Origin of the sequence: Rhodoferax sp. GW822-FHT02A01, assembly GCF_038784515.1 — a bacterium.
In the GTDB taxonomy this organism is placed as follows: domain Bacteria; phylum Pseudomonadota; class Gammaproteobacteria; order Burkholderiales; family Burkholderiaceae_C; genus Allorhodoferax.
The window spans coordinates 3690679-3716730 of record NZ_CP152376.1 but is presented as its reverse complement, the minus strand read 5'-3'; the positions used below and the strand labels follow the sequence as shown (position 1 = coordinate 3716730).

33 protein-coding genes are annotated in these 26052 nt (G+C 55.0%); 9 read left to right on the top strand and 24 right to left on the bottom strand.

Annotated elements, in window-relative coordinates:
• Positions 1-15 precede the first annotated feature (15 nt).
• From AAGF34_RS17505 to AAGF34_RS17485, 5 genes are all read left to right on the top strand, one after another.
• Complete coding sequence (locus AAGF34_RS17505; RefSeq protein ID WP_342616991.1) at positions 16-618, top strand: lytic transglycosylase domain-containing protein; 603 nt, start codon at positions 16-18, stop codon at positions 616-618.
• A 141-nt stretch (positions 619-759) separates the two neighbouring features.
• Positions 760-1038: a hypothetical protein gene (locus AAGF34_RS17500; RefSeq protein WP_342616990.1), complete on the top strand. Its 279-nt coding sequence runs from the start codon at positions 760-762 to the stop codon at positions 1036-1038.
• A 102-nt stretch (positions 1039-1140) separates the two neighbouring features.
• Positions 1141-1473 (top strand): hypothetical protein, encoded by a 333-nt coding sequence (locus AAGF34_RS17495; protein ID WP_342616989.1) that lies wholly within the window; start codon positions 1141-1143, stop codon positions 1471-1473.
• A gap of 451 nt (positions 1474-1924) precedes the next feature.
• The gene (locus AAGF34_RS17490) at positions 1925-2626 is read left to right on the top strand and encodes a hypothetical protein (protein ID WP_342616988.1); all 702 of its coding nucleotides are present in this window, start codon (positions 1925-1927) and stop codon (positions 2624-2626) included.
• 230 nt (positions 2627-2856) lie between these two features.
• Entirely contained in the window at positions 2857-3948 is a 1092-nt protein-coding gene (locus tag AAGF34_RS17485; RefSeq protein WP_342616987.1) for a DUF2806 domain-containing protein, read from the top strand.
• Positions 3949-4496: 548 nt separating this feature from the next.
• On the opposite strand, the gene AAGF34_RS17480 is transcribed toward AAGF34_RS17485, so the two are convergent.
• Together AAGF34_RS17480 and AAGF34_RS17475 are read right to left on the bottom strand one after the other, a co-directional pair.
• On the bottom strand, positions 4497-4769 hold the full coding sequence (locus tag AAGF34_RS17480; protein WP_342616986.1) for a hypothetical protein: 273 nt from the start codon (positions 4767-4769) through the stop codon (positions 4497-4499).
• Positions 4766-5083 carry a hypothetical protein gene (locus AAGF34_RS17475; protein ID WP_342616985.1) on the bottom strand — a complete coding sequence of 106 codons (318 nt, stop codon included), beginning with the start codon at positions 5081-5083 and terminating at the stop codon, positions 4766-4768. Before AAGF34_RS17475 ends, AAGF34_RS17480 begins: the two co-directional genes overlap by 4 nt.
• A gap of 129 nt (positions 5084-5212) precedes the next feature.
• Here AAGF34_RS17475 and AAGF34_RS17470 point away from each other — a divergent pair, with 129 nt between their 5' ends.
• On the top strand, positions 5213-6022 hold the full coding sequence (locus AAGF34_RS17470; protein WP_342616984.1) for a recombinase family protein: 810 nt from the start codon (positions 5213-5215) through the stop codon (positions 6020-6022).
• Positions 6023-6027: 5 nt separating this feature from the next.
• Here the strand turns inward: AAGF34_RS17470 and AAGF34_RS17465 are convergent, their stop codons facing one another.
• Together AAGF34_RS17465 and AAGF34_RS17460 are read right to left on the bottom strand one after the other, a co-directional pair.
• The gene (locus AAGF34_RS17465; protein ID WP_342616983.1) at positions 6028-7623 is read right to left on the bottom strand and encodes a site-specific integrase; all 1596 of its coding nucleotides are present in this window, start codon (positions 7621-7623) and stop codon (positions 6028-6030) included.
• A 505-nt stretch (positions 7624-8128) separates the two neighbouring features.
• Positions 8129-8638, bottom strand: a complete 510-nt coding sequence (locus AAGF34_RS17460) for an RDD family protein (protein WP_342616982.1) — start codon at positions 8636-8638, stop codon at positions 8129-8131.
• A gap of 110 nt (positions 8639-8748) precedes the next feature.
• On the opposite strand from AAGF34_RS17460, the gene AAGF34_RS17455 reads away from it, so the two are divergent.
• Positions 8749-8949, top strand: coding sequence for a hypothetical protein (locus AAGF34_RS17455; protein WP_342616981.1), 201 nt, complete (start codon positions 8749-8751; stop codon positions 8947-8949).
• Positions 8950-8963: 14 nt separating this feature from the next.
• On the opposite strand, the gene AAGF34_RS17450 is transcribed toward AAGF34_RS17455, so the two are convergent.
• From AAGF34_RS17450 to AAGF34_RS17355, 20 genes are all read right to left on the bottom strand, one after another.
• Entirely contained in the window at positions 8964-9557 is a 594-nt protein-coding gene (locus tag AAGF34_RS17450; protein ID WP_342616980.1) for a hypothetical protein, read from the bottom strand.
• 1095 nt (positions 9558-10652) lie between these two features.
• A complete protein-coding gene (locus AAGF34_RS17445) occupies positions 10653-11048 on the bottom strand; it encodes a hypothetical protein (RefSeq protein WP_342616979.1) in 396 nt (131 codons plus the stop codon).
• Between the two features lie 563 nt (positions 11049-11611).
• Positions 11612-11845 (bottom strand): hypothetical protein, encoded by a 234-nt coding sequence (locus AAGF34_RS17440; protein WP_342616978.1) that lies wholly within the window; start codon positions 11843-11845, stop codon positions 11612-11614.
• Positions 11846-11967: 122 nt separating this feature from the next.
• Positions 11968-12930, bottom strand: a complete 963-nt coding sequence (locus AAGF34_RS17435) for a hypothetical protein (RefSeq protein WP_342616977.1) — start codon at positions 12928-12930, stop codon at positions 11968-11970.
• 2 nt (positions 12931-12932) lie between these two features.
• The gene (locus AAGF34_RS17430; protein ID WP_342616976.1) at positions 12933-13205 is read right to left on the bottom strand and encodes a hypothetical protein; all 273 of its coding nucleotides are present in this window, start codon (positions 13203-13205) and stop codon (positions 12933-12935) included.
• Entirely contained in the window at positions 13202-13762 is a 561-nt protein-coding gene (locus tag AAGF34_RS17425; RefSeq protein ID WP_342616975.1) for a phage baseplate assembly protein, read from the bottom strand. The genes AAGF34_RS17430 and AAGF34_RS17425 overlap by 4 nt, the downstream gene beginning before the upstream one ends.
• Positions 13759-14874, bottom strand: a complete 1116-nt coding sequence (locus AAGF34_RS17420; protein WP_342616974.1) for a phage baseplate assembly protein — start codon at positions 14872-14874, stop codon at positions 13759-13761. Before AAGF34_RS17420 ends, AAGF34_RS17425 begins: the two co-directional genes overlap by 4 nt.
• Positions 14871-16511 carry a hypothetical protein gene (locus AAGF34_RS17415; protein ID WP_342616973.1) on the bottom strand — a complete coding sequence of 547 codons (1641 nt, stop codon included), beginning with the start codon at positions 16509-16511 and terminating at the stop codon, positions 14871-14873. Before AAGF34_RS17415 ends, AAGF34_RS17420 begins: the two co-directional genes overlap by 4 nt.
• Positions 16512-16531: 20 nt before the next feature.
• On the bottom strand, positions 16532-16795 hold the full coding sequence (locus tag AAGF34_RS17410) for a phage tail assembly protein (protein WP_342616972.1): 264 nt from the start codon (positions 16793-16795) through the stop codon (positions 16532-16534).
• A 37-nt stretch (positions 16796-16832) separates the two neighbouring features.
• Complete coding sequence (locus tag AAGF34_RS17405; RefSeq protein ID WP_342616971.1) at positions 16833-17156, bottom strand: hypothetical protein; 324 nt, start codon at positions 17154-17156, stop codon at positions 16833-16835.
• Positions 17153-18643, bottom strand: a complete 1491-nt coding sequence (locus AAGF34_RS17400) for a replicative DNA helicase (RefSeq protein WP_342616970.1) — start codon at positions 18641-18643, stop codon at positions 17153-17155. The genes AAGF34_RS17405 and AAGF34_RS17400 overlap by 4 nt, the downstream gene beginning before the upstream one ends.
• Positions 18640-19098: a CHC2 zinc finger domain-containing protein gene (locus AAGF34_RS17395; RefSeq protein WP_342616969.1), complete on the bottom strand. Its 459-nt coding sequence runs from the start codon at positions 19096-19098 to the stop codon at positions 18640-18642. Before AAGF34_RS17395 ends, AAGF34_RS17400 begins: the two co-directional genes overlap by 4 nt.
• On the bottom strand, positions 19095-19838 hold the full coding sequence (locus AAGF34_RS17390; protein WP_342616968.1) for a hypothetical protein: 744 nt from the start codon (positions 19836-19838) through the stop codon (positions 19095-19097). Before AAGF34_RS17390 ends, AAGF34_RS17395 begins: the two co-directional genes overlap by 4 nt.
• A complete protein-coding gene (locus tag AAGF34_RS17385; protein WP_342616967.1) occupies positions 19838-20167 on the bottom strand; it encodes a hypothetical protein in 330 nt (109 codons plus the stop codon). Before AAGF34_RS17385 ends, AAGF34_RS17390 begins: the two co-directional genes overlap by 1 nt.
• 12 nt (positions 20168-20179) lie before the next feature.
• Positions 20180-20491, bottom strand: coding sequence for an AlpA family phage regulatory protein (locus AAGF34_RS17380; protein ID WP_342616966.1), 312 nt, complete (start codon positions 20489-20491; stop codon positions 20180-20182).
• A 119-nt stretch (positions 20492-20610) separates the two neighbouring features.
• Complete coding sequence (locus AAGF34_RS17375; RefSeq protein WP_342616965.1) at positions 20611-22053, bottom strand: hypothetical protein; 1443 nt, start codon at positions 22051-22053, stop codon at positions 20611-20613.
• Positions 22054-22170: 117 nt separating this feature from the next.
• Positions 22171-22911 (bottom strand): hypothetical protein, encoded by a 741-nt coding sequence (locus tag AAGF34_RS17370; RefSeq protein WP_342616964.1) that lies wholly within the window; start codon positions 22909-22911, stop codon positions 22171-22173.
• A complete protein-coding gene (locus tag AAGF34_RS17365) occupies positions 22904-23473 on the bottom strand; it encodes a hypothetical protein (RefSeq protein WP_342616963.1) in 570 nt (189 codons plus the stop codon). Before AAGF34_RS17365 ends, AAGF34_RS17370 begins: the two co-directional genes overlap by 8 nt.
• 3 nt (positions 23474-23476) lie before the next feature.
• Entirely contained in the window at positions 23477-23767 is a 291-nt protein-coding gene (locus AAGF34_RS17360; RefSeq protein ID WP_342616962.1) for a hypothetical protein, read from the bottom strand.
• A 3-nt stretch (positions 23768-23770) separates the two neighbouring features.
• Positions 23771-24046 carry a hypothetical protein gene (locus AAGF34_RS17355; protein ID WP_342616961.1) on the bottom strand — a complete coding sequence of 92 codons (276 nt, stop codon included), beginning with the start codon at positions 24044-24046 and terminating at the stop codon, positions 23771-23773.
• A gap of 361 nt (positions 24047-24407) precedes the next feature.
• On the opposite strand from AAGF34_RS17355, the gene AAGF34_RS17350 reads away from it, so the two are divergent.
• A complete protein-coding gene (locus AAGF34_RS17350) occupies positions 24408-25151 on the top strand; it encodes a hypothetical protein (protein WP_342616960.1) in 744 nt (247 codons plus the stop codon).
• Positions 25152-25229: 78 nt separating this feature from the next.
• Entirely contained in the window at positions 25230-26042 is an 813-nt protein-coding gene (locus AAGF34_RS17345; protein ID WP_342616959.1) for a hypothetical protein, read from the top strand.
• Positions 26043-26052 lie beyond the last annotated feature (10 nt).

Genomic DNA, 26052 nt, shown 5'->3' with positions numbered 1-26052 from the left:
TGCGATTCGGGCTCCATGTTGAGGTTTTTCGCAACGTTGCTGCCCAAAGTGCCAAAAAGAAAATGCGGGGAAAGTCCCCTTTCTCCGCCCATTGCCAACAAGCACTTGACAAGACAATGCCAGCAACTTACCCATGCCGAAAACCACCGCTATCTGGCAATGAACTTCAAATTTGCAATTTTCTTATTGACGGCATTGCTGTCTTGGACTGCTTCGGCTGGCAGCACAAACCTATGCAGCTGGGAAGGCGCCGCCCAGCGGTATGGGGTGAACTCACAGGTTCTCTACGCCATTGCAGCCCAAGAATCCGGTTTGAACCCGAACGCAGTGCATGTGAATGCGGATGGTAGCCAGGACGTTGGCCTGACGCAAATCAACACGAAATGGCTGCCGCACCTGAGCAAGTTCGGCATTACGTCAGAGAACCTGCTCAACCCTTGTATCAATATGCATGTGGGAGCCTACATCCTGTCACTGCACATGATTCGGCACGGAAACACTTGGCAAGCCGTAGGTGCCTTCCATTCCAACACTCCCTGGCGTCGAGATCAATACGCGCAGTCCATCTATCAGCGCATCCAGTTTCAGGTCAAGCCAGGCAGCGCCCATGGAAGTTGAAATGGGGATGCAACTAGCCCTTGAGGAGGCACACTGCAAGCTGAAAAATGAGCGGAAAAAGAAACGCTCATCAACGCTCTGGCATTTCGCGAGTGAGTAACACTGGATCTGTAATGGGAATCCGTCCACTTTCTATTGATCATGAGCGCTTTGCAAGATAACTACCAGCTCGTTCTGGAGGCCTATCCGGAAATAGCAAGAAAGATCAAATTTTTCTGGGGCAACCAGGAATTTACGGACCTGATGAACGAGCTACTGACCAACACGCGTGGTCACCAGCGCGAAGGATTTCCCCTCCGAGTGGTTGCATCGTTTATCACACTACAGCAGCTTCACGACCAAGTCTTCCCTGCCTTTTCAGAAAGGTCCTACGCCCCCAAAGTCCTGAGCTACCGGCCCTCGGCCTTCGGCGATCTTTGATTCCTTGCTGGCAAGAAAAAGGCCGCCAAGTGCATCACTTCGGCGGCCTGTAAATCGGGAGTCTGTAGGCGGACGTTCTGCTATCCGGGTTGGAGCAAAAACTTGGCGAGTCACTTCCTGTTACAAGGCGGCCGCCATGGCATGGGATTGCCGACGCATCAGCTGTGCGCCTTTGCGATCTTCATCACAGGTCAACACAAACTCCCCTCGAACGCCCCAGCTGGTCACATGCGGCGCCAACAGTCCGGCCGGGAACTGGACCGTGCGACCATCAACACATTGGGCTACGACCTTATCGACGCTGCCGCGGTAATACTGCAAGTACTCCTGCGTAGTCAGATTCAAGCTGAAAACAAATTGCTTCATGATGTGAAAGTTATGAGTACCAAACGTCTTCATTTTCTTGATGAAGTCAATGCACAATTGATCAATTAGCGGCACTTTCACTGTGCAATTCAAAACTTATCTGCAAGCAGGCAATTTGCAATGAAAAAGGCCGCCAAGCGGTTAATCTTGGCGGCCTTTGTCTAGGGGTATGGTGGAGCTGGGGGGATACGAACCCGGCCAATGTATTCCATATGAATCAATGACTTAGCGGCATTGTTGATGAACAATGGCACACCGAAATGGCACACCTAGCCGGATGATAGCGGGTATGAAGTCCGCATTTCTCACTTGAACCGGCGTCCGCAAACTCCCACACCGGCACGTTTGTTGCGCCTTGGTGAGTTGGGGTTGGGCATTTTTTACCAGGCGCAGGTTTTCACTTAACCTTTACCAGGACTAAATTTGCGTTTTGGGGATGCTGTTTGCGCCTCTCTCTTCTCGACTCATGCATGTCATGAATACTTGATTCAATGCTGCAAAGAAGCAAAGGGGAGGAATAATGAACTTCATGACCATGATGCTGCTGGCATCGAGTTTGGGTACCGTAGGTAGCGCAGAAGCGTTGACTATATGTGCCGGAAACAGCTGCGGCCCTGCCGTCGAAGCCCCTCCAGTTCTCTCGGTCGGTGGTACTGCACCAGTAGCCTTGGCTCAACCTATCGGGCCTGTTAGTCCATTTTTTGTGGAGCTAATTCCCTTTCAGGACTTTAGTGGATGGCATTACGACTTTGAAGGAGAGGGTGGCGGTGTGACCACCATGGAAGCGCCCTTCTATGGTGGTTGGTCACCAATACAAGACTCCATCCCAAATAGCCCTGTGCCCGTACTAGCCCTGAACGCGGGTGTCTCAGACTTTTCGGTCCTCTGGACCGACAAAAATGGCCTTTCAAGAGCCGGGGCAAGTTTCATATCAGCATTTGCCCCGGCCATTGCAAATCTGACTATGACAAAAGACGATGGCACAGCCTTCAACATCGTTCTATACATTCCTTTTACGCCCGCTGCAGAGGCCGCAGGCTACCTGCCCGTTATTGCAGCCTCAGTGCCGGAGCCTTCCATTGCGATGATGGGCTTGCTGGGCCTGTTGGTGATTTCGTATATTCTGGTGGTTGGAAGACAGGATTCAGTTCCGGGAATTAGTAGTTCGATTGAAGGCAGTCACAGCGACGAAGGGCCGGTTTTCTTACTTACCCGATCCTGAGACGATCTGGCCGATCTCCTTCACAGTGCCGGAGCCATCAGTAGCAGAGCTGGGCTTGGCGGGGCTGCTAATGCTGATCTTCCTCATGCCTGCTGGTTGGCAGCGTCGCCGCCTGAAAATGGGCGAAGTGACTGATGCGTCTTGAGGCGTTGGAGTAGCGCAATTTTGCCAAGTGCGGATTTCGGCTTAACCTTTGCAGCACTAAATTTGCGTTTTGGTAATGCATTGTTATGCCTGCCACGCTGTGCAAACCCTATTTAGGTGCTTTGCGTCTAATCACTGCATTTCGTGGATACTTATTGATTCTTGATGTCTCAAATGCTGATCTAAGCGTACTGGATATGACGATGGAAATCACTGATCTCGCAGGGCTAAGCCAACCGCTAACTAAATTATTGGATGTCGTGTCCTCTGCGATTGGGTGCTATTACCGCCCCAAAGCCATCAAAAATGAAGCAGACGCTCGCGCATACGAGATTAAAGCAATTGCGAAAGCTCATGCCGAGGCGGGCGTTGAAGCTAACAGCATACAGATATCGGCCGCAAATGCACAGATTCAGCAAGCATTCAAAGATCACCCAGAACTGGCTGAACGCGCTCGACAGCGTCTGTTGACGCGTGAAATTGAGGGGCAATTGAACGTTGAATCCATTGTGGACTTCGCTGTTGCAGCGCTCCCCGCCCACGTGTCGTCGGAAAGCGTCGGAGCAGATTGGCGAAGGAAATTTTTCGTTGAAGCAGAAAACGTTTGCGATACCGACCTTCAATTCCTATGGGGTAAGGTTTTAGCCGGAGAGGTTACGCAGCCGGGGGCATACAGCATGCGGACTTTAGATGCTCTTCGTCAGCTATCTAAGGCGGAAGCAGAGCTTTTTCGGAAGGCTTGCGCTCTTGCCATGAACGACGGATGGATCGCGGTACCTTACGGAATGCTAAGCACTTCGTTGGCTCCCTTTGGTCTGAAATTCGGAGATATTCTGTCTTTACGGGACGCGGGATTGGTTTTTGATGGAGAAAATTTGCAAATGGAGTTTGGGTTTTCCCAACAAAATCCCACGGCAAAGGTAGAACCAAGTGTGGCGTTCAACAACGGCGTCACAATTCAATTGTCCAGCCCTGTTGGCGCACCTTTCCGAATACCAGCCCTACCATTTACGCGCGCGGGTAAGGAACTGCAACGACTTATTGAACACAATGAAACACCGGAGTACCTTTCCGTTCTTGGAGTTTCCCTGCGTCAAAACGGCCTCGTGGTGAAGCGAGGAACGCCGGTACCTCAAAGTGAAGGAGTGTCTCTCATTGTCTTTGAGAAAGACCTTTAAAAGCATATTTTTCTCTAAGCCTCACGCATCCGGGAATACGCTGTTCGATTGAAGACAGCAACGGCACCAAAGATGCTCGTTTGCTTATAGAGAGAATGCCCTGGAGCTACCCCGTCCTAATAAGTGTTTGCATCCTGCGTTGTTGAGTGTTCTCGACGAGTAAGCAGATGCCGCGTTCCTTTGCCAGACGTTGATGAATAGACCACCGCGAAAAGGTACCTCTGCCATCTAGCGCCAAGTGAATCGCCCACAGCAAGAGCGAATCGCCGGTTACCGCGATCCGTGTGACAAGCGTTTGCGTGTCGGTGCTGGACAGCGCCAGCACCTTTGCCTTGAACAGTTTTTTGTCAGTGCTTAGCCGCTTGTCTGCGACGAGCCTTGCAATTGATAGGATGCCACCAGCCCCAGCCACGGGGATGGGGAGCGCCCAGGTCTTTGTCCTGGTTACAGGCCATGCGTCGATGTCGAAGGCGTCCGGCACTGCCGGACGCTCTGGGGGCCTTTCAATGCCACCGGCATAGACCGCATCCCGCCAAGTTATTGGCTTGTCAGGCACCGACGGCTTTGTCGGCAAAGTCATCGTTTGCCGCCTCACGGAGCATGTTTAGAGCCTGCGTGTGGACGCTGCCATTTTCGTCGTCGATGCACTCGCCAATGGTTATTGACTCGCCGTCGAGACCGTACACAACCAGCAGAATGTTGCGCCCCCCAGTCTGCAAAACATGGGTCACGTTTGCGCCTGAACCTTCAAGCCGCTGCAGTTCTGTCGCTGACTCCAAGATATTCGCGGTTTCGTCGAAGGTGTGAAAAGTGATGTTCATTTTGCTTCTTTCAGGGTTGCGGCGAAAAGTTCGCCTTCGGTTTGGTAACTGGGGTCAATTTTGCGAATGCCTTCTCTCAAGGGTTCAGGCCCATAAGACAGCAATAGATTGGGCGCCAACGACCGGAGCTTGCTGGGGCCAGGTGGTAGCTGTTTGAACCAAGTCACATAGTCCCAAAGGTCCTCAAGGTGCGAGGGCCAAAGTTTTGCCACCGTTTGTGCAGGAGACAGCCCTGCGATGAGCTCTACCTCTCTCAAAAGCGCGATGCTGTCCTCGTCAAGGGTAACTGTTAGTCGATTTGGATGAATTGCCATAGGGTGTCCGTTTTGAACGTGAAGCATCAACTATACATCATATTTATGTACTTTTACATCACTTTGCATTTTTGCATTAGAATTGTCAACACTAAACGGTCGTTTAGAGATGACACACATGGAGAATTTATGAAGCAAGCCATCCTCTACAAACGGGTTTCCACTAGCGAACAGGGCAAGTCTGGCTTGGGCTTGGACGCCCAAGCGTTGGCGCTCGCGCGTTTCTGCGCCGCTGAAGGTTACTGGGTCGTCGAGACCTTTGAAGAGATAAGCAGCGGGAAGCTGGACATTGAAGCCCGCCCCGAACTAAAAGCGGCACTGGCAAAAGCCGCGCGCTTGAAATGCTGCGTCATTGTCAGCAAACTCGACCGCCTGAGCCGGGACGTGGCATTCATTTCCGGATTGATGACAAACAGGGTGCCGTTCGTGGTTGCCGAACTTGGCGCCGACGCTGACCCGTTCATATTGCATTTATATGCCGCCCTCGCACAAAAGGAGCGCCAGCTAATCTCGCAGCGAACTAAAGACGCGCTAGCCCCCATGGTGGGCACCGGCAAGCTCGGCAACAGGACAACTGATCCAAAGAAAATGAACCTTTCCGACGCTCAGGCCAAAGGGCATGCCGGAAACATTGCCGCATCGACCGCTTTTGCTGCCCGCGTCATGCCTCTACTGGAAAGCCTGCGCGCCGGTGGTCTTAGCCTGAATTCCGTTGCTGCACGTTTGAACGAAACCAACATGCCGACAATGCGCGGTGGGCGTTGGACGGCTAAGACACACAGAGGAAAGGCCAGTCTGGGGCGACCATTCAAAGGTGACGCCGCCGCCGTCTCGGCTTGGAAGTCGGAACACACCGCCAGCATCGCGAAGACCGCTGAGCACTTCGGACTGAGCATTGCCACCGTCAAGCGCTACGCCAGCGTCAGCAAGGCTACTTAGGCAGACTATCTGCGTTCGACTCGCTGGGCAACTTTCGGACCACCAGGGGCGACGAACTTGATGTCTTCAATTGAGGGCATGAGGGCCAGCACCTCTTTGGGCAGAACGAAGGCGGCAACAGTAGGCGCTCGCTTGGTTGCGTCTTTGGTATTCCAGTAGATTTTTCCGGTAATTAACTCGCCCTCGTGCCCAACAATTGGGGCGACCATATGCGGAGTCACATCGGCATCAAGCAAGTTCGTGATGAACCCATGCCGGAAACTGTGAAATACCGTTTCCTGCTTAGTTATGATGCCCACCCGCGCACGAAACCGCTGAAACCAGTTTGATGCAGCTTGTGCAGGGCCGTCGCGTCGAGTCCGGCTCAGCTCCGGGAACAGGTGCGCCTGGTTTCTTTCACGCAAAGTCTGCACGTACCGCAGCAGGCCCAAGCGAATCAGCTCCTGGTGAATGGGCACAAGTCGCTTTGCGCTTCGGGTCTTGACCCGCTTTTTCCGGCCACCGTCTTCAACTGCCTCTGTTGCCTCAATATCGTTGATATCGACACACTCGATACCCTCGACAGTCACAAAATCCTTCACGTCCAATTGACACAGCTCGCCAAGACGCGCTCCCGTGAAGATGGCCAACAATATCAACCAAAATGAATAGGCTGAAGTGAACGTTCGGGTGACGTAGCTTGGGTGCATTAGCAGCGCCCGGAGCTCGTAATGGGTGAAGGGCCGGCGCTTTGTTGCGTTGTCACCTGCCTGGCCAAAGCCCACGAATGAGTTCGAATCAATGCCCCACTTGCGCTTCTCCAGCAGTGCCCACTTAAACATGCCGCTTGGGCGCTCCAATTTCTTACTGGCGTTGTACTCGCTTTGCGGTGGGTCACCCAGCCCCAAAACCTCCGGGATGCTCAGCCCGCGGTATTTGGCAAGTCGGCTGATATTGGGAGGGAGCTGGCTCAAGACGCTGAAATACTGGCCTGTAACTTCACGGTCAATTGAACCGATGCGCATATCTCCCATAACTTTGACAAAGAATTCAATGTCCACCCGATAGCCTTCAAGCGTCTTTGCGCCAGGGGGCTTTCTGACTCCACCCTTCGGGCGGTATGTAAAGCTCTTGAGGTAGGCCGCCAGCAGCTCGGAAAACAGCGCTGTGCGCTCTGCAGGCCACGGGAATACCAGAGCCGCCTCAAGCTCTTTCTTGCCTTTGAGCTGGCCCTGCATGTGGGCTTGCACTGCCACCCCTTTTGCCTGGCTGCGTGGAACCATTCCGGCAAGTTGGAACTCCTGCTCTTGGATGGTTTCCTTGAGAATGGCAATTTCAGCCCGGAGCCCGGCATTCTTGATTATTTCGACCTGCCACTTTTTGAAGAAGTCAGGCGGCGCGATTTGGTCGTTTTCAGCCATGCGTTGGAGCGAACCAACCAGGCGGGGCAGGTCGGCAATTAGTGTCAAAGCGGTGATTATGGCGGCCCGGCGTTGCTCATTGCCCAGGCTGAAACGTACCTCAGCCCGCCCGGCAGTGGCCTGGAGGTGCCGGGGCACGATGTACCGGAAATAGAAGGTGCCGGAACGGCGGTAGAGATGGGACGGGACGCGAATAGACAAGGCAGCTCCCTGCTCTGGCACACCAAAATGGCACACCCGAGCGGAAAACCGCAAAGTCAAAATGAAAAATCCTCAATAAAATCAAGGACTTACACAACATATGGTGGAGCTGGGGTCTATTGAAAGAAGCCTTAAAACCCGCATGAAGTAAAGGTTTCTTGTCATTTCCTTTATTCTTGTACCCCCGCCTGTACCCCCACTTTTCTACAGTAGTCCTCGCCGAGCGAAAAACTGCGCCGCACCATGGGCGGATGGCAGGCCAAGACCGGCGCATCCCTGTTGGTTATCGGGAAATCGCTCAACCACAAGGACCACAAGGCCACGGCCATCTATGCAAAGGCTGGATATGGACCCGGAACTGGAGTCGATGACGACGGCGGCCTCGGCGATGTTCGAAGCTGCTGGGCTCAAGTCGAATGCGGAAGAAGTGACGCTCAAGAAGACCGGCTGACCTCAGCATCCACCATTGTGCAGGTCAAAAATCAGGCGGTGGGGGGTGGCGCCGTCAAAGGGTGGGCTCTGTCGGGCCACGCGACTGGTCAGATCCCCGCCTCCAATCTCCATCGCTTTTAAATTTGACCTTTTCTGCACCTGCAGGCCGAACTACAACGGAGTTTGCAATCTTGTCGTGCCAACCCTGTTTTCGGCGGTCAAACGCCACCCAAAGAAATCCGACGCCGAATGGGATCATGGACAAGAAATAGCCCAGATATCGAATGGCAGAACGGCCGGTGGTGAGGGGCGCGCCGCTGTCGGCGTCTACGATCCTGGCCGACATGGCCATCTTTCCCGGTGTTGCCCCCCAGCGTACCCAGAGCCAAATCACCAAGGCTGCCGGCAACAAGAAATTGATCAGGAAATCTGCCCCACCCATGAACTGCAGGCCAGGTGACGAGAATCGACCATATACCGCATAGGTCAATGGCGCCGCAATGGCTAGCTGCAAAAGTACGTCAATTACCGTTGCCCCGACTCGAGGCAAAAAGCCGACATATTCCAAGTCATTTGCATTCATGATTTAGGCTGCTTGCAGGTATCCTGCGACGGTGGCGATTGTGCACGTATTCACCCACCCGAGGCCGTCGGTCAGCCATAGAATGACCTGAAACAGGCGGGAGGTTCGATATGCACCTGAAGGTCACCGAAGCAGCCAAGGCGGCGCTCCGCTCCATGGCTGAGCAAGGAAGCTCCTACTCGCCCGGTCCAAATGCCGCCAGCGAACTGGTTGCCCTGGGCTTCGCCGAGTCCAATGGCCAGGGTGGCGTGCGCATCACCGCCGACGGCCGCAAGTTCCTGCGCGACATTGATGCTGGCGTGCAGTTCTGAACGCCGAGGCCATCCTACGGCTCGCCTGGGCCATAAAGCTCTTCACTAGATGGTTTAGGCGCTGCCAGCTGCGAAGCATTCACACACTCACGCAAAGCTACTCTCAATAGCTCTTGCGCATGGCTCAAATTCGCGTGAACTTTATCGAGCAAATTCTTTCTCGCAACTGGGCTTCTTCCGCCGGACACAAACAACTCAGTATTGAGGTCAGCCAGATAGAGCAGCACCAAATCAACGGAATCGAACGCACTTGCAATGCGATTGGCACAATTCCCTCCAAGTGCGATCAAGCCTTGAAGGGTATCGATGTCTGGGCGGAAAATTCCGGCCCGAAGGGTTATGGAGATATGGATCAGAGCTTGTCGATTGGACTCATCATCCGATAGATCAAGATTCTTGAATTCGCAGTGAATCAAACAATTGGTAATTACGTCTTCGGTGTGAGAAAGCCTAGTTGCAACACTTGCGGCGTAGAGCTTGGCGCGGCCTCTTGCGTCGGAAGTATTCCTCCAGTTTGCATTTATCCCGAGACCTAGCGCAACGATCGCTGCCGTTATGGACCCAATTGCCGCCCCAAGGTTAATCCAATCGCTGTTTGTAAATTCCATGTCAATGCCCCCACGAAGATCGCAGTATGAACGACCATCGAATGAGCTGCCTGAACTCGCGTTGCCAGGAAATGCTTGCCGAATTAAGTAAGGGCAGCTTTCTGCCCTTTGCATGAGCATCGATGCATCGGGTCTCCGTAAAATTGCGGACACCCCAACCGCCTGAAAATTCAGGGCGTTGAATGCCGGTGCTGCTCAAAGTGCCGGGCCGCGTTTCAAACGTCACCCCTCGCTTCAAAGGGTCGAATTTGAAATCCGACCCTTTCACCGCTTGGTTCCACCCAGCCACACGGATTTCATATCCACATGGGCCCAGCTCCACGAGTCTGACGCCACCCTGGCGCCGATTCACCATCCGCGTTTCAAACATGAGATGGCGCAAGCCCACGCAGGATCCGACGATATTTGCCACTTCCAACCGTATTGTGGGGTAGGGGCAAACCTCCCCTTTTCTCGGCCAACTGGTTGTTTCCATTGGGTTTTTGGGTAGGGGGAGGACTGCGCACAATTGTGCCGCCATTGCCTGACTGCTCAACGCCTGCCGCGCTTACCGGAATTTGTCGTTTTGAAAACGACAACACATCGGGCGCCCCTGGGGGCCTCTGTGCGGCGGACGCAAGGATCAAAGGTACCCGCACTTTGAGGGGTACCTTTGCCGATGGGTGGATCAATTTGGTCATCCTTCTTTTCATGGGAATGGTCACCATCGCCCGGTGTTCGAGCGGGTCCTTCCCAGACCATCCTGTAATGCGGGCATTGCGCACCGCGTTGTTTTCCCAGCGCTGAAGTTTGAAATTTGGTTAACACATGACGACATGCACGCTCACTGACTTTGCGAAGCGCCACGGTGTATCGAAGCCAGCGGTGACCAAATGGAAGGCGCGCGGCTGGGTAGTCTTCATTGGAGAAGTGGTTGATATTGAGGCTTCTGATGCAATGCTGCAGAGGTATCGAAAGCAGCCATCCGCAAAGCAAGAAAGGGCTGTTAACCGAGTCGTTAACCAAGTGCCAGTTAACAGTCTGGTTAACACGCCGGTTAACACTAGCCAGTTAACTGTTGAAAAGGGGGCGCGTTAAGGAAAGTGCGCTCGACCGCTATTTCCGTACCGACCGCACAGCAGCGAATGCCCGGTCCCATCCCCCAGCCTCGGAGCGTTGCACCGGCTTGCTACGCTGCCCTGCGGCGGTGTCGGCCAGCACCGCCATGGCCTCGGCCCGGGTCATGCGGGTCTTGAATGCCAGGTTGGCCGCCAGGACCATGTTCGATGCCGCGGCATCGTGGCCAATGATTGCCGCACACCGGGCCCGCTCACGGCGGCGCGCGACGGCTATAGGCGATGAGCCGCGCATTTCCTCCGGCGGGTCCTCTACAGGGACCGTTCTGGCAGCCTGGGACGCCCTGGCCTTGGGCGCCTTAGCTTGCAGCTTGGCGGAAATACCCGCAAAGTGTGCAAACGTCATCACGCCAAGATTCTTCACTGGTTTCGTCATATTTGCCTTTCTGTGGCCACCCGGGCCGACTTTGATTGCACCAACCGGAGCGATACCCAAATCCTGGGTATCGGTGATTTCCCCTCGGGGCTAGCCCAAGGTCTTGAGCTGCTTCTGCACGTAGCCCACCAGCACGTCGGCCACGCGATACGGGGGTGAGGACATCGCTGTGGACGCTGAGGACATTCGTGAGGACATCACTGCGGACTTTCTTGATGTCCTCACCCCCAGGTGTCCGCACTTGCCGCTGACCTGGTGCCGCTTATCTGCGGCTGTCCGCGCGCGGCTTTCTCCACCCGCTGCCAACCTGCGCCGAACCAAGTTTTCCCTCTGAGTCGGCCGTCAACAGGCCACGTGTGAGGACCCGCCGAACTTGCTTTTCATCACAACTTTCCAGCCGTGCGAATTTACGGTGCGTAACGCCTGAAGTCATGGTGAGGACACCTAAGGTGAGGACATTGTTTTAAACCTGCGCAGGGTCGAAAGTCGCGGTGCGCAACGACCCTCGATGTAGTTCCCCTAGGAAGGACCCGTTGGTTTTCCGTGGTGCACCCATGCCGCCCTCATGCCGGCGCCCGGCAGCCGCACCGCATTGCATTGACGACCTCGCGCGCCAGTTGCTGCTGGCCAGGTGTGGGCGGTCCATTGCGATCGCTGTGCGCATTGAAGTACCCGTGCCAATAGGCTTGGTCCTGGCGCGTGTGGTTCGGTGTGCCGTGAAGGCCATGCAGGTACCCTTCGACGATAGCGTCCTGGTCAAGCGCATTGAGCTGGGCCAGCGTGGTGACTTCTTCCATTCCGCATTCCTTTCATTAGGTGCCCCCATAGCGCAGGGGGCTGAGCGGTCAAGCCCGGCCGGAAGGTCAAAACCTACTTGACTGCCGGTGTTACAGGCCACCGCCGGCCGGGCCGAGCAAGGTCATTGCTGTATCGATGTTTGGTTGGTGCCGTCACGCATGAGGTTCTTAACCAGCTTGTGGCCCATTTCGATGTCCAGGTCTTCCATGGAAAGTTTCTTTGCCGGCGTGGCGGCCGGTTCAGGCGCGGTATCAGTCTTGGACGCCTGACCAAACGGCGTTTCATCTGCAGCCTGGCCACGCATCGTGTAACCCTTTTTCACGTAGGGCTTGGGTCGCTTATCAAGGGGCACATATTCAGCATGCTTCATATTCAACTGCTGATAGATGGGCGCCACGGCCGCGACGATTGCATCAGCATGCGCACGCTGAGCATCGTCAGGAGAACCATCCAGAAGATTGCGACCTATGTTGTATGCATACGCACCATTGGCCGCTCGCAGGAAGCTCTTGGGATCAGCTGGTACCCATGCGGCATTCAAAAAGTCAGACAAGAATCCATTGAACCGACCGAATGCCTTTGCCTTTGCCATGACTCCAATCAGGGGGCGAACAGCAGCCTCCAGTTCATCCCGTATGGCGTCAATGATGACCTCACTCCAGATGTGCCTCTCGATACCGAGAATTTGCTGCGCGTCAACGACGGCTGCGTCCACCTCCGGAGCCTTGACCTCCAGGGCTTCGATCAGGTTCCTTGTGCGATTCAATTCGCGAGACTTAGCGTCGACCTTGTCTATCAGCTTCTTGATTTCTGCATCAAGTGCCTTGACCTGGTCATCGTCGGCAAGGGCACGATCCGCTTGCTTTTCGGATAGTTCTCGCGTCAGGCGATCCAGCTCAGCATTCTGGGTAACGATGTCAGCGGCGCTTTCATCGACACGCTGACGGAGCTTCTCCGCTTGCTTGCGCGCCACGATCACAGCATCCTTTGCAGCGATCAGCTCAGGTGTTGGCAGGTACACCGAATTTGCTTCAGCGACTACTTCAGGGGTTGGTACGCGTACCGAATCGGTTGTGTTGGTCATATTCATCCTTTGTGATCTGGGGTGGTTAACTTGGCGGTGGCGTCCGCGACGATGGTCTGCTGGCCACCGGCAATGAGTTTTTCCATGGCAATGAGTACGGTCAGTCTGACGTTTTCGGCATCACGTTCGGTCAGCTTTGCTGTCGCATCCTCCATGCTGCGCCTACCTTCTGAAGTAAGTGTTTCAACTCTTGCCTTGCTGGCCCTGACCTTGGCCTGCACGTCTTGCAGGCAGCCCAGAAACGTGGCCTCGACGGGGTTGATGGTTGCGCTCATATTGGGCCGCCTGTATTGGCACCGCCATTGCCATTGCTATGGACGTGTGTGTTTCCGTGGTGCGAGCCGAATTGAACGTCGGTGGTGCCCACCACGTTCGGCGCGGTGATGGTCGAGTCACCGGTGATCGGGCCCGTCGCATGCAGAGTGCCGTTGATGGTGACGTTGCCGTTCACCGTGATCGGCAGACCTCCACCATTTACCACGATGCCTGCACGAGTCAGGTATACCGACTGGCCCTGATCATCGAAGATTGCCACTTCCCCGGGCTGCAGGTTCTTCATGCGAGCCGTGGGGTCGTTCGTGCCGATGACAACTCCGCCGGACTGATCTCCACCCACGCAGATGAGAACGGCATGGCAGCCGACCTTTGGCATGGATGTGAAGCCGTACTCTGCCACCCTGGGCGTTTCGTCGATAGTCTCCTGGTCGCTGATCTTGACCTGCAGCAGCTGCACTACATCCGAGTCGGCGGCGAAAGTCACGTCGCCGATACCTGAGAGCATGCGTATGCGGCGAAGCACACTGTTCAAAGCATTGGTTGTTGGGTCGCTCATGGATTCGATACCTTCTGACCTTTGGCTTGCGCCTGCTGTTTCTCTTTGGCCGCCCTCAACGCTTCGGCCAGATCGCTCCTGAAAGGCCAGGCGTAGGGCTCTGGCAGGAAGGACCGGCGATCCATCAGCGTGAGCTGCGCGCGCGTGCCCTGTGCATCACGGAGGAATACGACCTCACTGATCAACCAGGTCACGTCATCAAGCCCCAGGCTTGGCAATGACACCGGCGCCAACGTGTTTGGGGCCCACAGAGCCCCCATGCTGTCGCGCCAGCTGTCGCAGGTCAGGTGCACGGATGCCGAGCGCCCCTTGCGGCGGGCCATCTCCCAGGCAGCGCGCCGTGCGGCAACGTCACCGCCGGCGTCGTACGTTTCCGCAACGATGAACTTTGTCCTGCGCCTTGGCACATCGAAATCGTTCACCGTGGCAATGAGGTTGCTTTCTTTTCCGGTGTCCAGGAGCTTGGCCACCGTCTTGCGACGGTATGCCGAGTAAGACCTGTACCGGCCATCCATCGCATAGGTCATGCTCGCCGACTGAACGTTCTCACCACTCTTGAAGCCGCTGGCCGCCTTGTCCGTTCCTACGCTTGAGAGCACCAAGTTCCCTGCAACATCGTCATAGATCAGGAGGCCGCGAAGACGGGCCAGCGGCTCGATGACTTCGAATGGTGTTTCACCGATGTTGAGGTTCCTCCGTGGCACCACAGGGCCAACATCTGCGAGTGTTACTACACTTACTCCAAACGGGGTGCACAGATTCTCAGAAATCGTCTTCACGGTGCCATTCATGAGCTGGGAGCCTTCCCAGACTGCTGAGCAATCGACGATGTCCTGGGTTTTGCTCCGACCCGACACCGTGATGGAGTGCTGCCGCGACGAGAAGGCCGGCGTGTACCGGTCGATGTAGCCAGTCAGCACCAGGTCGTTGCCAATGAACACTTGACAGGCATCACCAGGAACTATTGGATACCTCCACTGACCTGGGTTCAGGTCTGTGATGGCGAAATCGAAGTCGCTGACCACGCGTTCAACGCTGCGCGTGACGCGCACCGACGTCCATTCCGAAATCGGGATGCCCCCCACCAGAATAGTAGTGGTGTCGTCGCTCAAAACGCACCTCCATCAGCAAGCACCATTCCGGTGGTGACCTGACCCGAGCCAGTCTGCTTGATGGACATGCCGGGCGGCATTCCCTCCACCTTCAGGTTGATCGCCTGGCCAGACATGCCCTCCTTGACTGCCTTAGCCACGGCATCAGCAATAAGCTGGGGGTCATAGGGATTTTGGCCGTTCTCATGGGTCACCATGCTGGACAGCAGTGGCGCCAACACCTTGGGATCGCTCAGATCCAGGGACTGATTCGCGCCAAACCCTGTGCGCTTGGATACGTCGCTGATGTAACCGGGAACGTTGTTGCCGTCGCCAGCGGGGGCCCAGCGGTTGATGATTCCTTCGATTGTTCCTATGCCATAGCGACTCTGGTAGCCCATCAGATTCTTGGCCGCGGCGGTCAGGCCATCCAACGGAGTCGGAAACTTTGCGAAGCCGCCACTGGAATCTGCACCGACCCAAGATCGCAGATTGCCGGGGTTGTTGTTACGGATTCCAATCGGCTGGCCGCCAAGGGTTGAAGGCAAGACACTATCCGGGTAGGAGACCTTTCCGGATACATCGCGTGAGCCAACCTTTGCATCTGGGCCATTGGGCTGACCGAGGGAGAAGATGCGCCACAAAGGGAACGCACTCCCGAGCATGGACGACATTATCTTGCTTCCGGTGGAGTCGGGTTTGGCATCCGAGCTCGCCCACTTGTTGACTGTGCCTGCGATGCGATCAATGCCCGACGCCATGGCATCAATGTGCGCATACTTGCCAACCAGGTTGCCCACCGATGTGCCGACGCCATCAATTGAGGCCTTCAGGTTGTTCCAGGACTGCGCCTCCTTGGCATTGCGCCCCACCTGCTCATCGGATTGGATTTGCCCCTTCTGCCGTGCTTCGATGAAGTATTCCTCGATTGCGCGCCGGCCTTGGCGCAGCAGCTGAACCTGGTCGCTAACACCCAGGTAATCTGCAAATATCTTCTGCTGGTTTGGGTTGTCCATCTTGGACATGACGTCCGCAATGTCCATCAAGGCTTTCGAGACATCGACCGCACCGTTCTTCATGAACTTGAGTTCGATGCCAGCGTCATGCAATGCGGTATCAGCGTCGCGATCAAAGCCTGCTGCACTGTCCACCAGGTGCTGGGACAAGGACTTGAGGCTCTGGTCCATGGACTCACTGGAGCCACCAGCACGCTCGGCCGCGGCGCGCCACTCCTGCAGGCTGCCGGTGGACATGCCCAGGCCCTTGGAGAAGTTGTCAACGTTTTGGCCCGACTGCGCCATCTTCACACCGATACCGAACACGGCGCCACCAGCAACTACCGCACCGCCAGCGACCATGCCCAACGGGCCACCCATCTGCAAGAGGCGTGCGCCAATGCTTGCGGTGCTGGCCAAGACAGAGTTCTCGGCAATTCCGAAGCTGGTGCCAATTTGGCTGATGGATTGGCCGATCGATTCCAGGCCAGCACTGGAGCGTTTGACCAGTTCATTGTTTCCAATGGCCTTGAAGAAGCCACCAGCTGACTGTTTGGCCTTGTCGTACGGCTCGAATATTTTCGCCGTCGACTTGTTGATCTTGTTGATAACCTTCGTGGCATTATCTGAAGCAGTGATTTTGATATTGAAGATGCTGGACATTCAAATTTCTCCGCGAGAGCCTATTGCTGGGCCGATTCCACGTCGTCGAAAGACTCCAAGAATTTGGAGGCTTCTTTGAAGTCGCGCTGGCACAAGCCCTCCACCATCTTTCGAGGCACCACAGCCACAGCAGAGATCAGGTTGATAACGGCGCCAACGCTCGACTGCGAACCTGTCGACGCCTTCTCGATCTGGCCAGCCGTTGGCTCTTGCAGCTTGAGCTCGGAATAGGTGATGTCTCCAATGGAGACGGGCTTGCGCAAAGTGATGGTGAGTTCGTCCATATCGGTTCCTTGTTGATAGATTGAGGAGTTCATGGAATTAATTGGATTCCTTTCGCGTCCCAAAATCCGGGATTTCCTGGGACAGTTCTTTGGCTTTTGTGATGATTCGATATGCCTCTGTCCTGGAGACGGAATAATTGCTTTTTAGGCGGTCACGAATTTCCGTTCGCGTCTTCTTTGCGTTGAGCTGATTGCTGGCGAACTCAAGTTGATCAACCTTGTCAAACCCGGCAAAACCGTGTTTGTTCCAGACAATACGCAAGAGGCGTTTCAACTTCTCAGAGAGCTTGTAATCGAGCTGCATCAGATCGATCTGATGGCAAACCTCGATGATGGCGGCGGTCGTCTGGAACTTGCTCACGATGTGAACTCCCGCTTTGGACGGCGCGCCACGTTGCCGACTGACTGACGCCACTGCTGCGTTTTGCCGTGGAGGGACAGTGCAAGTCGACCACGCCGGCCCTGGCGATTCTTGGGTATCTTTGCCAACACCAGAAGACCACCGTCAGACTCGTTACCCATTGGGTGCAGCATGATCACCACGTCGGCGTCTTCTTCGATGGCGCCGGATTCCTTGAGGTGCACGAGCTCGGGTTCATCCTTGTCACTTTCACGATTCAGCTGGGACAAGACCATGACGCAGATGCCGAGCTCCTTGGCCAGGGTCTTCATGCCACGGCTGATTTCCTCGATCTGGTGGTGACGCTTGTCAAACTTGCCAGGACTTGAGCAAAGCTGCAGGTAGTCCACAACCAGCAAGACCAGCCCATCACGCTGCTGCACCTGCCTCGCCTTTGCACGAATATCCAGCAGCGTAAGTGCAGGCTGATCATCGACATAGAACGGGATCTTGGAAGCCGCTTCGGCCGCTTCGGTGACGTGTGACCAGTCTTCGTTTTCAAAATTCCCAGTTGTCAGATGGTCAAGGTTGACCGCCCCCAGGTTGGCAACAGCGCGATCGACGAGGTCACCAGCTGGCATTTCCTGGGACAGCATCAGCACCGTGTGTCCCTGACTCGCCACGGACAGGCTGATTTGGCCGGCGAGCGACGTCTTACCGACTGATGGGCGGGCAGCCAGCACAATCACTTTGCCCGGTTTGATTCCACCGCCCAAGGCATCGTCGAGCGACGCAAGCCCTGTTGGAACACCGGGCAACGTGTCGCCTGCGGCCAGGGATTGCCAGTGGTCCAGGCGGTTCACAACCAGTTCACCCAGGCGCACCGGTGAAGACGCTGAGCGAGAGCGCTTAATCGTTGCAAAGAGCGATGCAACCTTGTCGAGCGCCGCACCGGCTTCACCGGGCTCCCATGCGATGGTCAACGCCTTGTCTGCTGCGTTGATGATGCTCCTGTGCAGCGCCTTCTCGATGACGATGTCAGCATACGCACCGACGCGGGACGCACTGGGTACGCTGCTCGCCACATCGTCAAGGTATTGGATTCCACCGCAGTCATCGCCCTTACCTTGTGCGCTCAGGTGCGCAAACACTGTCACGACGTCCACGGGTTTGCGTTGGGCAGCCAGTTCGAAGATCGCTGACATGGCGCAGCGGTGGCGCAGGTCAAAGAAATGCTGCGCAACGAGCTGTCGCTCCACAACACGCGAAATCGCATCAGGGTCGATCAGCAGGGAGCCGATCACGGATTGTTCGGCCTCGACACTCCACGGAAGTGATCTTGACTGCGTGAGAGGTTGAGACCGGACAACTCGCTCCTGATGCGGGTCTTCCGGCAGAGGGACATACCCTTGGGCCTGACTGTCACGCGCCACAGTCTGAGCCTTGCCATCGTGAAAATAGTCATCCAACTTGGCGGCTGCAGCCAGATATTTTGTGTTGTCGTTCATGGGTAAATTTCGCGAATTTGGTTGATGCGGCCGGCAGCCAGCAGGACGCGGTCCAGGTCTTCTTGCGTCAGCACGACGCCGTTCCCCACGTTGCCGGCGGCCACGGCCACCAGGTGCGCTTCAAAGGCCAAGAGGTGCAGGGCATCTCCGGCCGGTAGCGGCTTGGGCTTGTGAGGTATCTGCGGCTTGCCGTCCTCAACCCATGCGCCGAGTGCTTTGGCCGCGTCAATGAAGTCCATGCCGTGGAAGGCCATGTGGTACGCCAGCACGTCGCCGCCTTTCTCACCGCATGACATGCAGCACCAGGCACCGGTATCACCGCGAATCCGCATGGAGTCACTGCCGCCGTGAAAGCTGCAGGATGTCGTGCGCCATTTGCCGCGGGAGGTGAGGACCAACCCCTCAGACTCGAAGTAGCTCAGCGGCTCAGGAAGTTGCTCGCGAACGAAGGTCATGCGTTACCCCCGAACAGCTCGTCGGACTCAAGCCCATTGCGCGCCGTCCCATTGAGGCCGACACTGAGCTTTGCCCAGTCACCACGTATGGCATTCATAAGCGCCTCGTCCCAATCCGCGTAGGTGTAGCCGTTGGCAATGGCCTTGCCAACGAAGTGCTCGAGGTGCTGATCGAGCTGCGTATGGCCATGCTTCTCGGCCCAGACCTTCACCCTGTCGCTGACGGCAAAATCTGCGGGGATTGCAGTCTTCCTCGGCTTTTTATCGGACGAGGGCCGAGCCTTCGGCGAGGGTGCTATCTCCCCTCCACTCCTATCCACTCCACTCCTATCGACTCCGGGGGGTGGCGCTCGACTAGCATTCGACGAATCCTCGACGAATGGTATTAGAGGCTTATCCGAATTTTCAGCAGTTTCGGGGGCCGGATACTTGTACGATGGCTTGTCAATTTTCTGGTGTTTTCCCCAGCCAGTGACGTGCCAATAGCTGGCGTCAGCATGCTCAAACTCGGCAACCAAGCCGACTGCGATCAGCTCGTTCACCCACTCAGCGATGGCGATGGACGTCACGTCGTCCATCGGGAAAAGTTCAGCCTTCAGCGTTTTCGGTTTTGCCGGGTGAACACCACGGTCGTCGCAGAAGTTCCACATTCCGATGAACGTTAGCCGAGCATTCGGCGAGCACTCGGCGACTTGTTCAGAAACCCAGAATTCGGGCTTGATACTACGGATCCGGGCCATCAGCAGGACACTCCCATCACCTGGACCAGCCACTGCTGAACCTCATCAAGAGTTGCCAGTTGGCGTGTCAGGGCCCAGCGCGTGACCACGTATGCAGGGCGGTCGTGATCGTCAGTGGTCTCATAGAGGAGCACGCCGGCCAGGGCGCATTGAGCCGTCAGCGTGGCCAGGCGCTTCGCATGATCCAGTTGCGCAGTCGTGCCAGATTGCGTAGGATTCGCTTCTTGGTTTACGTTATCCCTGAGAGCCGCATCGCCGCGAACGATGTGGCTCTCTTCATTTTTGGACGTGACTAGCCCAGCCTGCGCGGCACCGGTAGAAGGTCGCATGGCGCCCACCTCTTATGCCGAGACACGTGATTGAAGCCATTCGCGCACTTGGCCCGCGCGCCATGCAGTGATGCGTCCAGTCAATTTGATTGGGGCCGGGAACTCGCCAGCCTTGACCATGCGCCAGAGCGTCGGGCCACTGATGGGCAGCAGCGCTGGGACGCCTGGGCGTTTGGGGCTGGGGACAAGCTGAGACTCACGCAGTAATGCGCTGTCTGGCAGATCGTCGAAGTTAGGCGGCGCGCGGTGCGCTGTCTTTGCCTGCACAGCGGGATTGCCGGCGGCATTGGCGCTGATTTGCGCCTCGGGGGTGTTTGAGGTCATTTGCCATCCTTTGAAAGAATGGCGAGAGTTTCAGACCCTCAAAATAGGTATTGCAAGATAGGTAAATGGGTAGTTTATACCCATTTGGAAATACCTATTTCGATAAGAGGCAAGAACTGCTATGGGATCAAAATTCCTGGGGCTGAATTCGCACTTGCGGGCGCTCCTTTTGCCGCGGTATTGCGCTCCTTGTTGGCTTTCTGGAGGTCCTTCCATGCGGCTTCGAAATTTGACTCGGTCATATCCGGTCCGACGCATTGATTGCGAGCCGCATCCTTTTCCGGCGAAGACTCGCCGCGTCCTCTAACCGGTAGATTGTCGGGGTCATAGTCAAGTTTCTTCAGTGCAGACTTCAAATTATTTAGATGAACAACACTGCGGGAAATGTAATTAGATTTAGCTTCGGCTTTGTTTGAAACTCCCAAAACCGCCTCTCGCTGAGCTATTAACTCATTTAGGAATTTCACCAGTAATGCATTTCCCTCCGACCTAGCAATGTCGCGCACCAAATAGATTGATACCTGACCGCCAGATCCAGGTACTGTAAATCCACGACAGTGCTCACCGTCTGGTCGTTTTCCAACGCCATGGAGTTCATCAAGCTTGGCACCAATTAACCGGACCCCACCGATATACGCACTGAGCGCGACCGCACTGTCACTGCTTTTTTTAGGGAAACTGGTAAGCCATTCAGCCGCTTCAGCAGTGCTCACAAACGCATCTTTTGCGGTCATCACCGATTGGGCAATAACGTCTTGCATATTCGCTCCCTCCTGAGCCTGCATCGTCGCGGTAATTGCCGCGTTTGCTGTGGTCGATTCTGAATTGTCAGACTCAGAAATCTGTTCAAGGAATTTCGTGATATTTTCATTGCGAACAACGAAAACCGAACCCCTTTCTAGTCTGCCCGCCGGGTAATACCTTCTTGGATCGTTGGATTTCCGTTCGGCTAAGAACTTCGCTCGATTCACATCATGCTGATAGGTTGCCACTGCAATATCTGCTTCACTAAATTTCCCACTACTCAAAATACTCTTTATTTGTTCACCTTGAGCATAAGAGCCCTCTTGATATTCATTGTCGTCAAAGTCTTCAAGAACTCGAACAATCACCTCACCCCCAGCACTCAAGAAGACACCATCAATATTTGTTAACGAAACGCGTTGTTCACCAACCAGTTCAAAATATTGATTTTTGACTTCGATCCTTTCCCCACCAATCATGGGGAGGTCATATATACCTTGCAGACGCACAACCTCTTCTTCGAATTCAAGTATGTGTGACTCTATGCCGTCGGTCTCAACACGAACACCACCATAAATCCGAACTGGCGGCTGGCCCTCCCACATCTCAACATCTTCGAACTCAGCATCTTCAATTGGAATCAGCTTCCCGCGCTGTCCTTTTTCACTGGTTATAAGGTTCACTGACAAGATCAGATGCCCCTCAAGCGCGAGCTGCAGCACGTCAGCCTGCGTCACGTCTTCGCCCAGCTTGGACGCCAGATACTTCGCCGTTTCGCTCAGCGTGAACCATTCTTTGAGCTCGAATAGCTTGCTCACATCGTCCCCTGCCACGCCCCGATAGAAAGCCAGCGCCGCCGGGTCAGGGAGTCCCGGTTTTCACCACGGTCAATTACTCCGTGGCTAGGCGTGGCTAAAACATTTTCCGTCAGCCGTTCACACCGGCAATCGGAACGTCGCGTCGCGCATGGGTGGGTTTGCGTTCGTGATGATGCGCCAGCCTGCGGGAATTGCTCTCCGTGGTTGAAGTTCTACTGGCCGGAGCTGAGGCCCCGTTAACTTCTCTCGGGAGCGTCGAACGGCCAACCTAGCGGCGTCCCTATCGAGCTGTCGCTGCCTCAACAAAATCTCTCTGCGAACAACCTCGTCTTCCGCCACACTCATCCGGATCTGATACCGATTCTTGCCCATCCGGTTGACGACCATTTCCCCATTCATGCACTCTAGCCGATAGGTACATTGCAACTTGCCGCGCCCCGGTCGGCCTGGTAGCTTTTCATCAACGATCAGGCCGCCAGCAACCAGCGCTTCTGCGGTGCCACGATATATGTTACAGCCATACAAGCAACGTCTAAGCGTTACACCGTCAAACGGTTGCAAACACCCATCATCCTCATAGAGATATGCGTCGTCTTCTTTATCTTCTATGAATCGGCATGTCGCAAAAAACACGCCGCAAGGTAGGCTCCTATCCTTGCTATCAATCTTCACTCTCAGGCCACGCAAATCCACAACATCGACACTCTTCGCAACTCCAGGTTCTCCGGGAAATGCGGCTCCAAGGCCTATGCCTGTGGCCTGCAGCTGCGTTTTTGTTCCGCGCCACCATTCGCACCATTCATATACCCCCTGCTCAAATTTCCACATGGAGGCATCAAGCTCTTTTGAATTATTCATGCGCCACCCCCACTTCTTGAGCGCGTGCCATACGCCGGGCGTCCTGACGGCGGCGCTCAGCCTCATCCACATAATTGCAACCAACCTGCTCGGCTTCCCAGTTGATGGAATTTTGGATTTCGTCTGCCTTGCCCCAGATGGACTCTAAGGCGCGGACGACATTGTCTAAGTGACGATGGCCCTCCGGGGTTTCCAGACTTATGAGAGCAAGCTTGGCGATGGACGATATTTCTGAAAACCCACCTTGTGAAAGGCAATCCATGAGGTTGACTGTTGCATGCAACTTCTGGATTTCTTCTGGTGTAGTGAGGGGCGCTTTAGCCACCTCCGACATTTCTTCAGTTGTACGTGCATCGTCATCACCCTTGACCGACACGATGACGCCGTTCAATGCGTGAATTTTTTGTAGGGCGAAGCGTGTGAAAGTTTCCAGTTCAACACTGTCTTCATTGCTGTTGATTTCTCTTAGCAAAACATTGGTCAGTGCCTCAATACCGCAAGCGGCATGGATGATCAGAGCCTCGCGTTCCGCTTGCTCTTCGATTGAAAATTCAGTAGCCATCACTCAAACCTTTCCGTTTAAAGTTGAAGAATCGACCGACGACTGCACTTGCAGCGGGCCGAACTTGCGCTGCACGACGTGCGAGCCCTGGTGCGTCCACAGTGCCGGGTGCTGGTTCGACACAAAGCGACGGATGATTTCGCGCCCCACGTGCTCGGCAAGCTGACAGGCAGCAGGGTCGCCGTACGGAGCCGGGTTGGCCTGGCAGATATGCCAGAGCTGGGTGATGTACTGATCATTGAAGCTCTGCAGGGCGTCGGGGTCTACCTCAAATTGAATGCTGATCTTGGCCATTGCTCAAGCCCTCCCTGCATCATTTGCGGCTTCGCGCTGGGTGATGCCTTGGCTGGCATGCTTCAGCAGCGTAAGAGCCCGGTTTGCCTTGGCGGTGGCTGCCCACAGATTGGCACGCTCACGGCCGGGCTGGCGCACGAAGTACAGCGCCATGGACAGCGCGTTCTCAATTGCGGCCTGCTGGGCCACAGGATCCGCGGGTAGTGCAGGTTTGGGAAGTGCGGATTGCCGCACCAGGGTGCCCGCGCGCAGGCGGGTGACGGTGATGACCTCGGTCATGGTTTCATGCTCCTTATCGAGACTTGGAAACCACCTTTTGCGTTTCTACGCGCAACAGGTGGACGTGGTGGTTAGAAACATGGGATAAGCCATGCGCCAGGCATTACCGCTTTGGCCCACCACGTCCGAAACCAATGCACCCATGACCGGGCAGACAAATTTCAGGCATGACAAAAGGCTCCTATCGGGGAACCTTGCACCGCTTATCCAAAGGTGTTTCTACGCACCGGGCCTTTCGGCTTGGGAGCATCATACCTTGCGCAATTCCACTGTCAATAGAAACTAACGACCCGCCGAACCAGCGCAACCAAAGCAAAATGACGGCGGGCAAGAACTACGTCAAATGTCTCTGGAATCACCCATGGCCACAATATTTCTACTGATTAAAGTGTTTGATAAGGAGGAATACGCCGATGCATTTATTCAGACGGGAGAGATGTTCTGCAAGACAATTGGACAATTCAAGCGCATAGAAGGCGACGTTGCGCGAGGCGACAAATTCGAGGCTCTCTCAGATTGGCATCAACCCGATCGTGTATCCCTTACGCTGTCATTTAAGTCACCAAATGGAGAGGAAAAATCGTTTCCAATTGGGCTCGCCGGCCCATTAGCGATCCAGAGTAACGCACACGATCATTTGAACGCTTTCTGCATGTACGCTGTTTCGGTCCCGGACTTTGAAGGCTCCTATGAAACAGAAGAAGAGCGACTGCACTTAGTTAAAAAGTTCAATTCCATGCTCAAGGTAAGCGCAACGCTTGGAGATGAAATGCTCGCGCTTGGAGAACATGCCGTTCTCATATATAACGTTGCCGAATTCATCGACAGAGTAATCAAAGCTGCCAAGTCGGAAGGCTATTCTTCTTGGAAAGGCCTTGTTGAGTATTTTGACCCTGATATCTTTCACGGTAGCTTCGAAGGTGTCGAATCCGTTTTCAGAAAACGAAGCGTGTACTCCTATCAGAGGGAGTTCAGATTCGTTTTCACATCAGACAGGCCCGACGGCGAGAAGACCCTGCACGCCGGCCCTCTGGAAGGCATGGCTCTTAAGCTAAAAACCGGTGAAATCAACGGGAAACTTGAACTGAAGCTTGCCGAGGGATAAACGTCAATTGCCACTCGCCCGACTATGGAAACGAAATTGGACTTGTCTTCGTTGCAGTAAGTCATAAAGTACTGTTCCATGAAGCGATTCGTCATTGATGCAAGCTACTCCTCCAATCCGAAGTTGGATCACTGGCTCAGCCAAAGCCAATCGAACATCGCGTTAGTCACAACGAACTTTGCAATTGAGACCTATCGTCGCAAGCAAATCCGTGGAATCCGGGAGGCTTATGCGACCTTCGGACGTCATCCAAAGCAATTGCGAGTGATCAGGAATCAGGAATTCCTTTGCCGCCTACATACGAAGGCCAAAGGCATGACCTCACGCATGATTGATGACTCAGGCACGGCGGACCTTGTTGATCTCTGCCAGAAGATGAACAGATACTCAGATGCCGACCTGGAGCGAGCGTTTGCGGACCATTTCGCACAAGCAGACGAGCAAGTTGCCAAGCTCCGAAATGACTCCGAAGGTCTTGGCAAGGAGATGGCTGAACGTCTGGGCGCACTGCCTGCAGTCGATTTGTACAGCCTGAGAACGGGCAAGCCCTATACGGACGAGCTCATAAAGGACTTGCTGCAGCAGGTCATCAGTACTGCGGTTGACATCATGCAGGCAATACCTGACTGCTACATCCCTTCAACGGCAGACGAACTCATCAATTGCTACTACGTCAGATCCACACTGAGCGCAGCTCTCGCACTGCGCAGGAGATCAATGTCCAGTGACCTGTCTAAGGTCAATCATGACAAGCTTCGAAATGACTTGCTCGACTCCGATTACATTGCCACAGCTACGTACTTTGATGGGCTATGGTCAAACGATGAAGCGATGCTGGGTGTTCACCGAGAGGTAAAACAAATTCTGGCGCACATATCAAGCAAATATTGACTGAAGCAAT

Excerpts from the sequence above, each read along its gene's own strand:
- AAGF34_RS17435 (WP_342616977.1), bottom strand. The coding sequence starts at position 12,930 with ATGACCAACACAACCGATTCGGTACGCGTACCAACCCCTGAAGTAGTC.
- AAGF34_RS17385 (WP_342616967.1), bottom strand. The coding sequence starts at position 20,167 with ATGCGACCTTCTACCGGTGCCGCGCAGGCTGGGCTAGTCACGTCCAAA.
- AAGF34_RS17345 (WP_342616959.1), top strand. The coding sequence starts at position 25,230 with ATGAAGCGATTCGTCATTGATGCAAGCTACTCCTCCAATCCGAAGTTG.
- AAGF34_RS17350 (WP_342616960.1), top strand. The coding sequence starts at position 24,408 with ATGGCCACAATATTTCTACTGATTAAAGTGTTTGATAAGGAGGAATAC.
- AAGF34_RS17360 (WP_342616962.1), bottom strand. The coding sequence starts at position 23,767 with ATGGCCAAGATCAGCATTCAATTTGAGGTAGACCCCGACGCCCTGCAG.
- AAGF34_RS17500 (WP_342616990.1), top strand. The coding sequence starts at position 760 with ATGAGCGCTTTGCAAGATAACTACCAGCTCGTTCTGGAGGCCTATCCG.
- AAGF34_RS17450 (WP_342616980.1), bottom strand. The coding sequence starts at position 9,557 with ATGGAATTTACAAACAGCGATTGGATTAACCTTGGGGCGGCAATTGGG.
- AAGF34_RS17430 (WP_342616976.1), bottom strand. The coding sequence starts at position 13,205 with ATGAGCGCAACCATCAACCCCGTCGAGGCCACGTTTCTGGGCTGCCTG.
- AAGF34_RS17505 (WP_342616991.1), top strand. The coding sequence starts at position 16 with ATGTTGAGGTTTTTCGCAACGTTGCTGCCCAAAGTGCCAAAAAGAAAA.
- AAGF34_RS17410 (WP_342616972.1), bottom strand. The coding sequence starts at position 16,795 with ATGGACGAACTCACCATCACTTTGCGCAAGCCCGTCTCCATTGGAGAC.
- AAGF34_RS17485 (WP_342616987.1), top strand. The coding sequence starts at position 2,857 with ATGCCTGCCACGCTGTGCAAACCCTATTTAGGTGCTTTGCGTCTAATC.
- AAGF34_RS17455 (WP_342616981.1), top strand. The coding sequence starts at position 8,749 with ATGCACCTGAAGGTCACCGAAGCAGCCAAGGCGGCGCTCCGCTCCATG.
- AAGF34_RS17365 (WP_342616963.1), bottom strand. The coding sequence starts at position 23,473 with ATGGCTACTGAATTTTCAATCGAAGAGCAAGCGGAACGCGAGGCTCTG.
- AAGF34_RS17400 (WP_342616970.1), bottom strand. The coding sequence starts at position 18,643 with ATGAACGACAACACAAAATATCTGGCTGCAGCCGCCAAGTTGGATGAC.
- AAGF34_RS17425 (WP_342616975.1), bottom strand. The coding sequence starts at position 13,762 with ATGAGCGACCCAACAACCAATGCTTTGAACAGTGTGCTTCGCCGCATA.
- AAGF34_RS17370 (WP_342616964.1), bottom strand. The coding sequence starts at position 22,911 with ATGAATAATTCAAAAGAGCTTGATGCCTCCATGTGGAAATTTGAGCAG.
- AAGF34_RS17460 (WP_342616982.1), bottom strand. The coding sequence starts at position 8,638 with ATGAATGCAAATGACTTGGAATATGTCGGCTTTTTGCCTCGAGTCGGG.
- AAGF34_RS17475 (WP_342616985.1), bottom strand. The coding sequence starts at position 5,083 with ATGGCAATTCATCCAAATCGACTAACAGTTACCCTTGACGAGGACAGC.
- AAGF34_RS17440 (WP_342616978.1), bottom strand. The coding sequence starts at position 11,845 with ATGGAAGAAGTCACCACGCTGGCCCAGCTCAATGCGCTTGACCAGGAC.
- AAGF34_RS17415 (WP_342616973.1), bottom strand. The coding sequence starts at position 16,511 with ATGTCCAGCATCTTCAATATCAAAATCACTGCTTCAGATAATGCCACG.
- AAGF34_RS17445 (WP_342616979.1), bottom strand. The coding sequence starts at position 11,048 with ATGACGAAACCAGTGAAGAATCTTGGCGTGATGACGTTTGCACACTTT.
- AAGF34_RS17390 (WP_342616968.1), bottom strand. The coding sequence starts at position 19,838 with ATGGCCCGGATCCGTAGTATCAAGCCCGAATTCTGGGTTTCTGAACAA.
- AAGF34_RS17355 (WP_342616961.1), bottom strand. The coding sequence starts at position 24,046 with ATGACCGAGGTCATCACCGTCACCCGCCTGCGCGCGGGCACCCTGGTG.
- AAGF34_RS17395 (WP_342616969.1), bottom strand. The coding sequence starts at position 19,098 with ATGACCTTCGTTCGCGAGCAACTTCCTGAGCCGCTGAGCTACTTCGAG.
- AAGF34_RS17490 (WP_342616988.1), top strand. The coding sequence starts at position 1,925 with ATGAACTTCATGACCATGATGCTGCTGGCATCGAGTTTGGGTACCGTA.
- AAGF34_RS17480 (WP_342616986.1), bottom strand. The coding sequence starts at position 4,769 with ATGAACATCACTTTTCACACCTTCGACGAAACCGCGAATATCTTGGAG.
- AAGF34_RS17380 (WP_342616966.1), bottom strand. The coding sequence starts at position 20,491 with ATGACCTCAAACACCCCCGAGGCGCAAATCAGCGCCAATGCCGCCGGC.
- AAGF34_RS17470 (WP_342616984.1), top strand. The coding sequence starts at position 5,213 with ATGAAGCAAGCCATCCTCTACAAACGGGTTTCCACTAGCGAACAGGGC.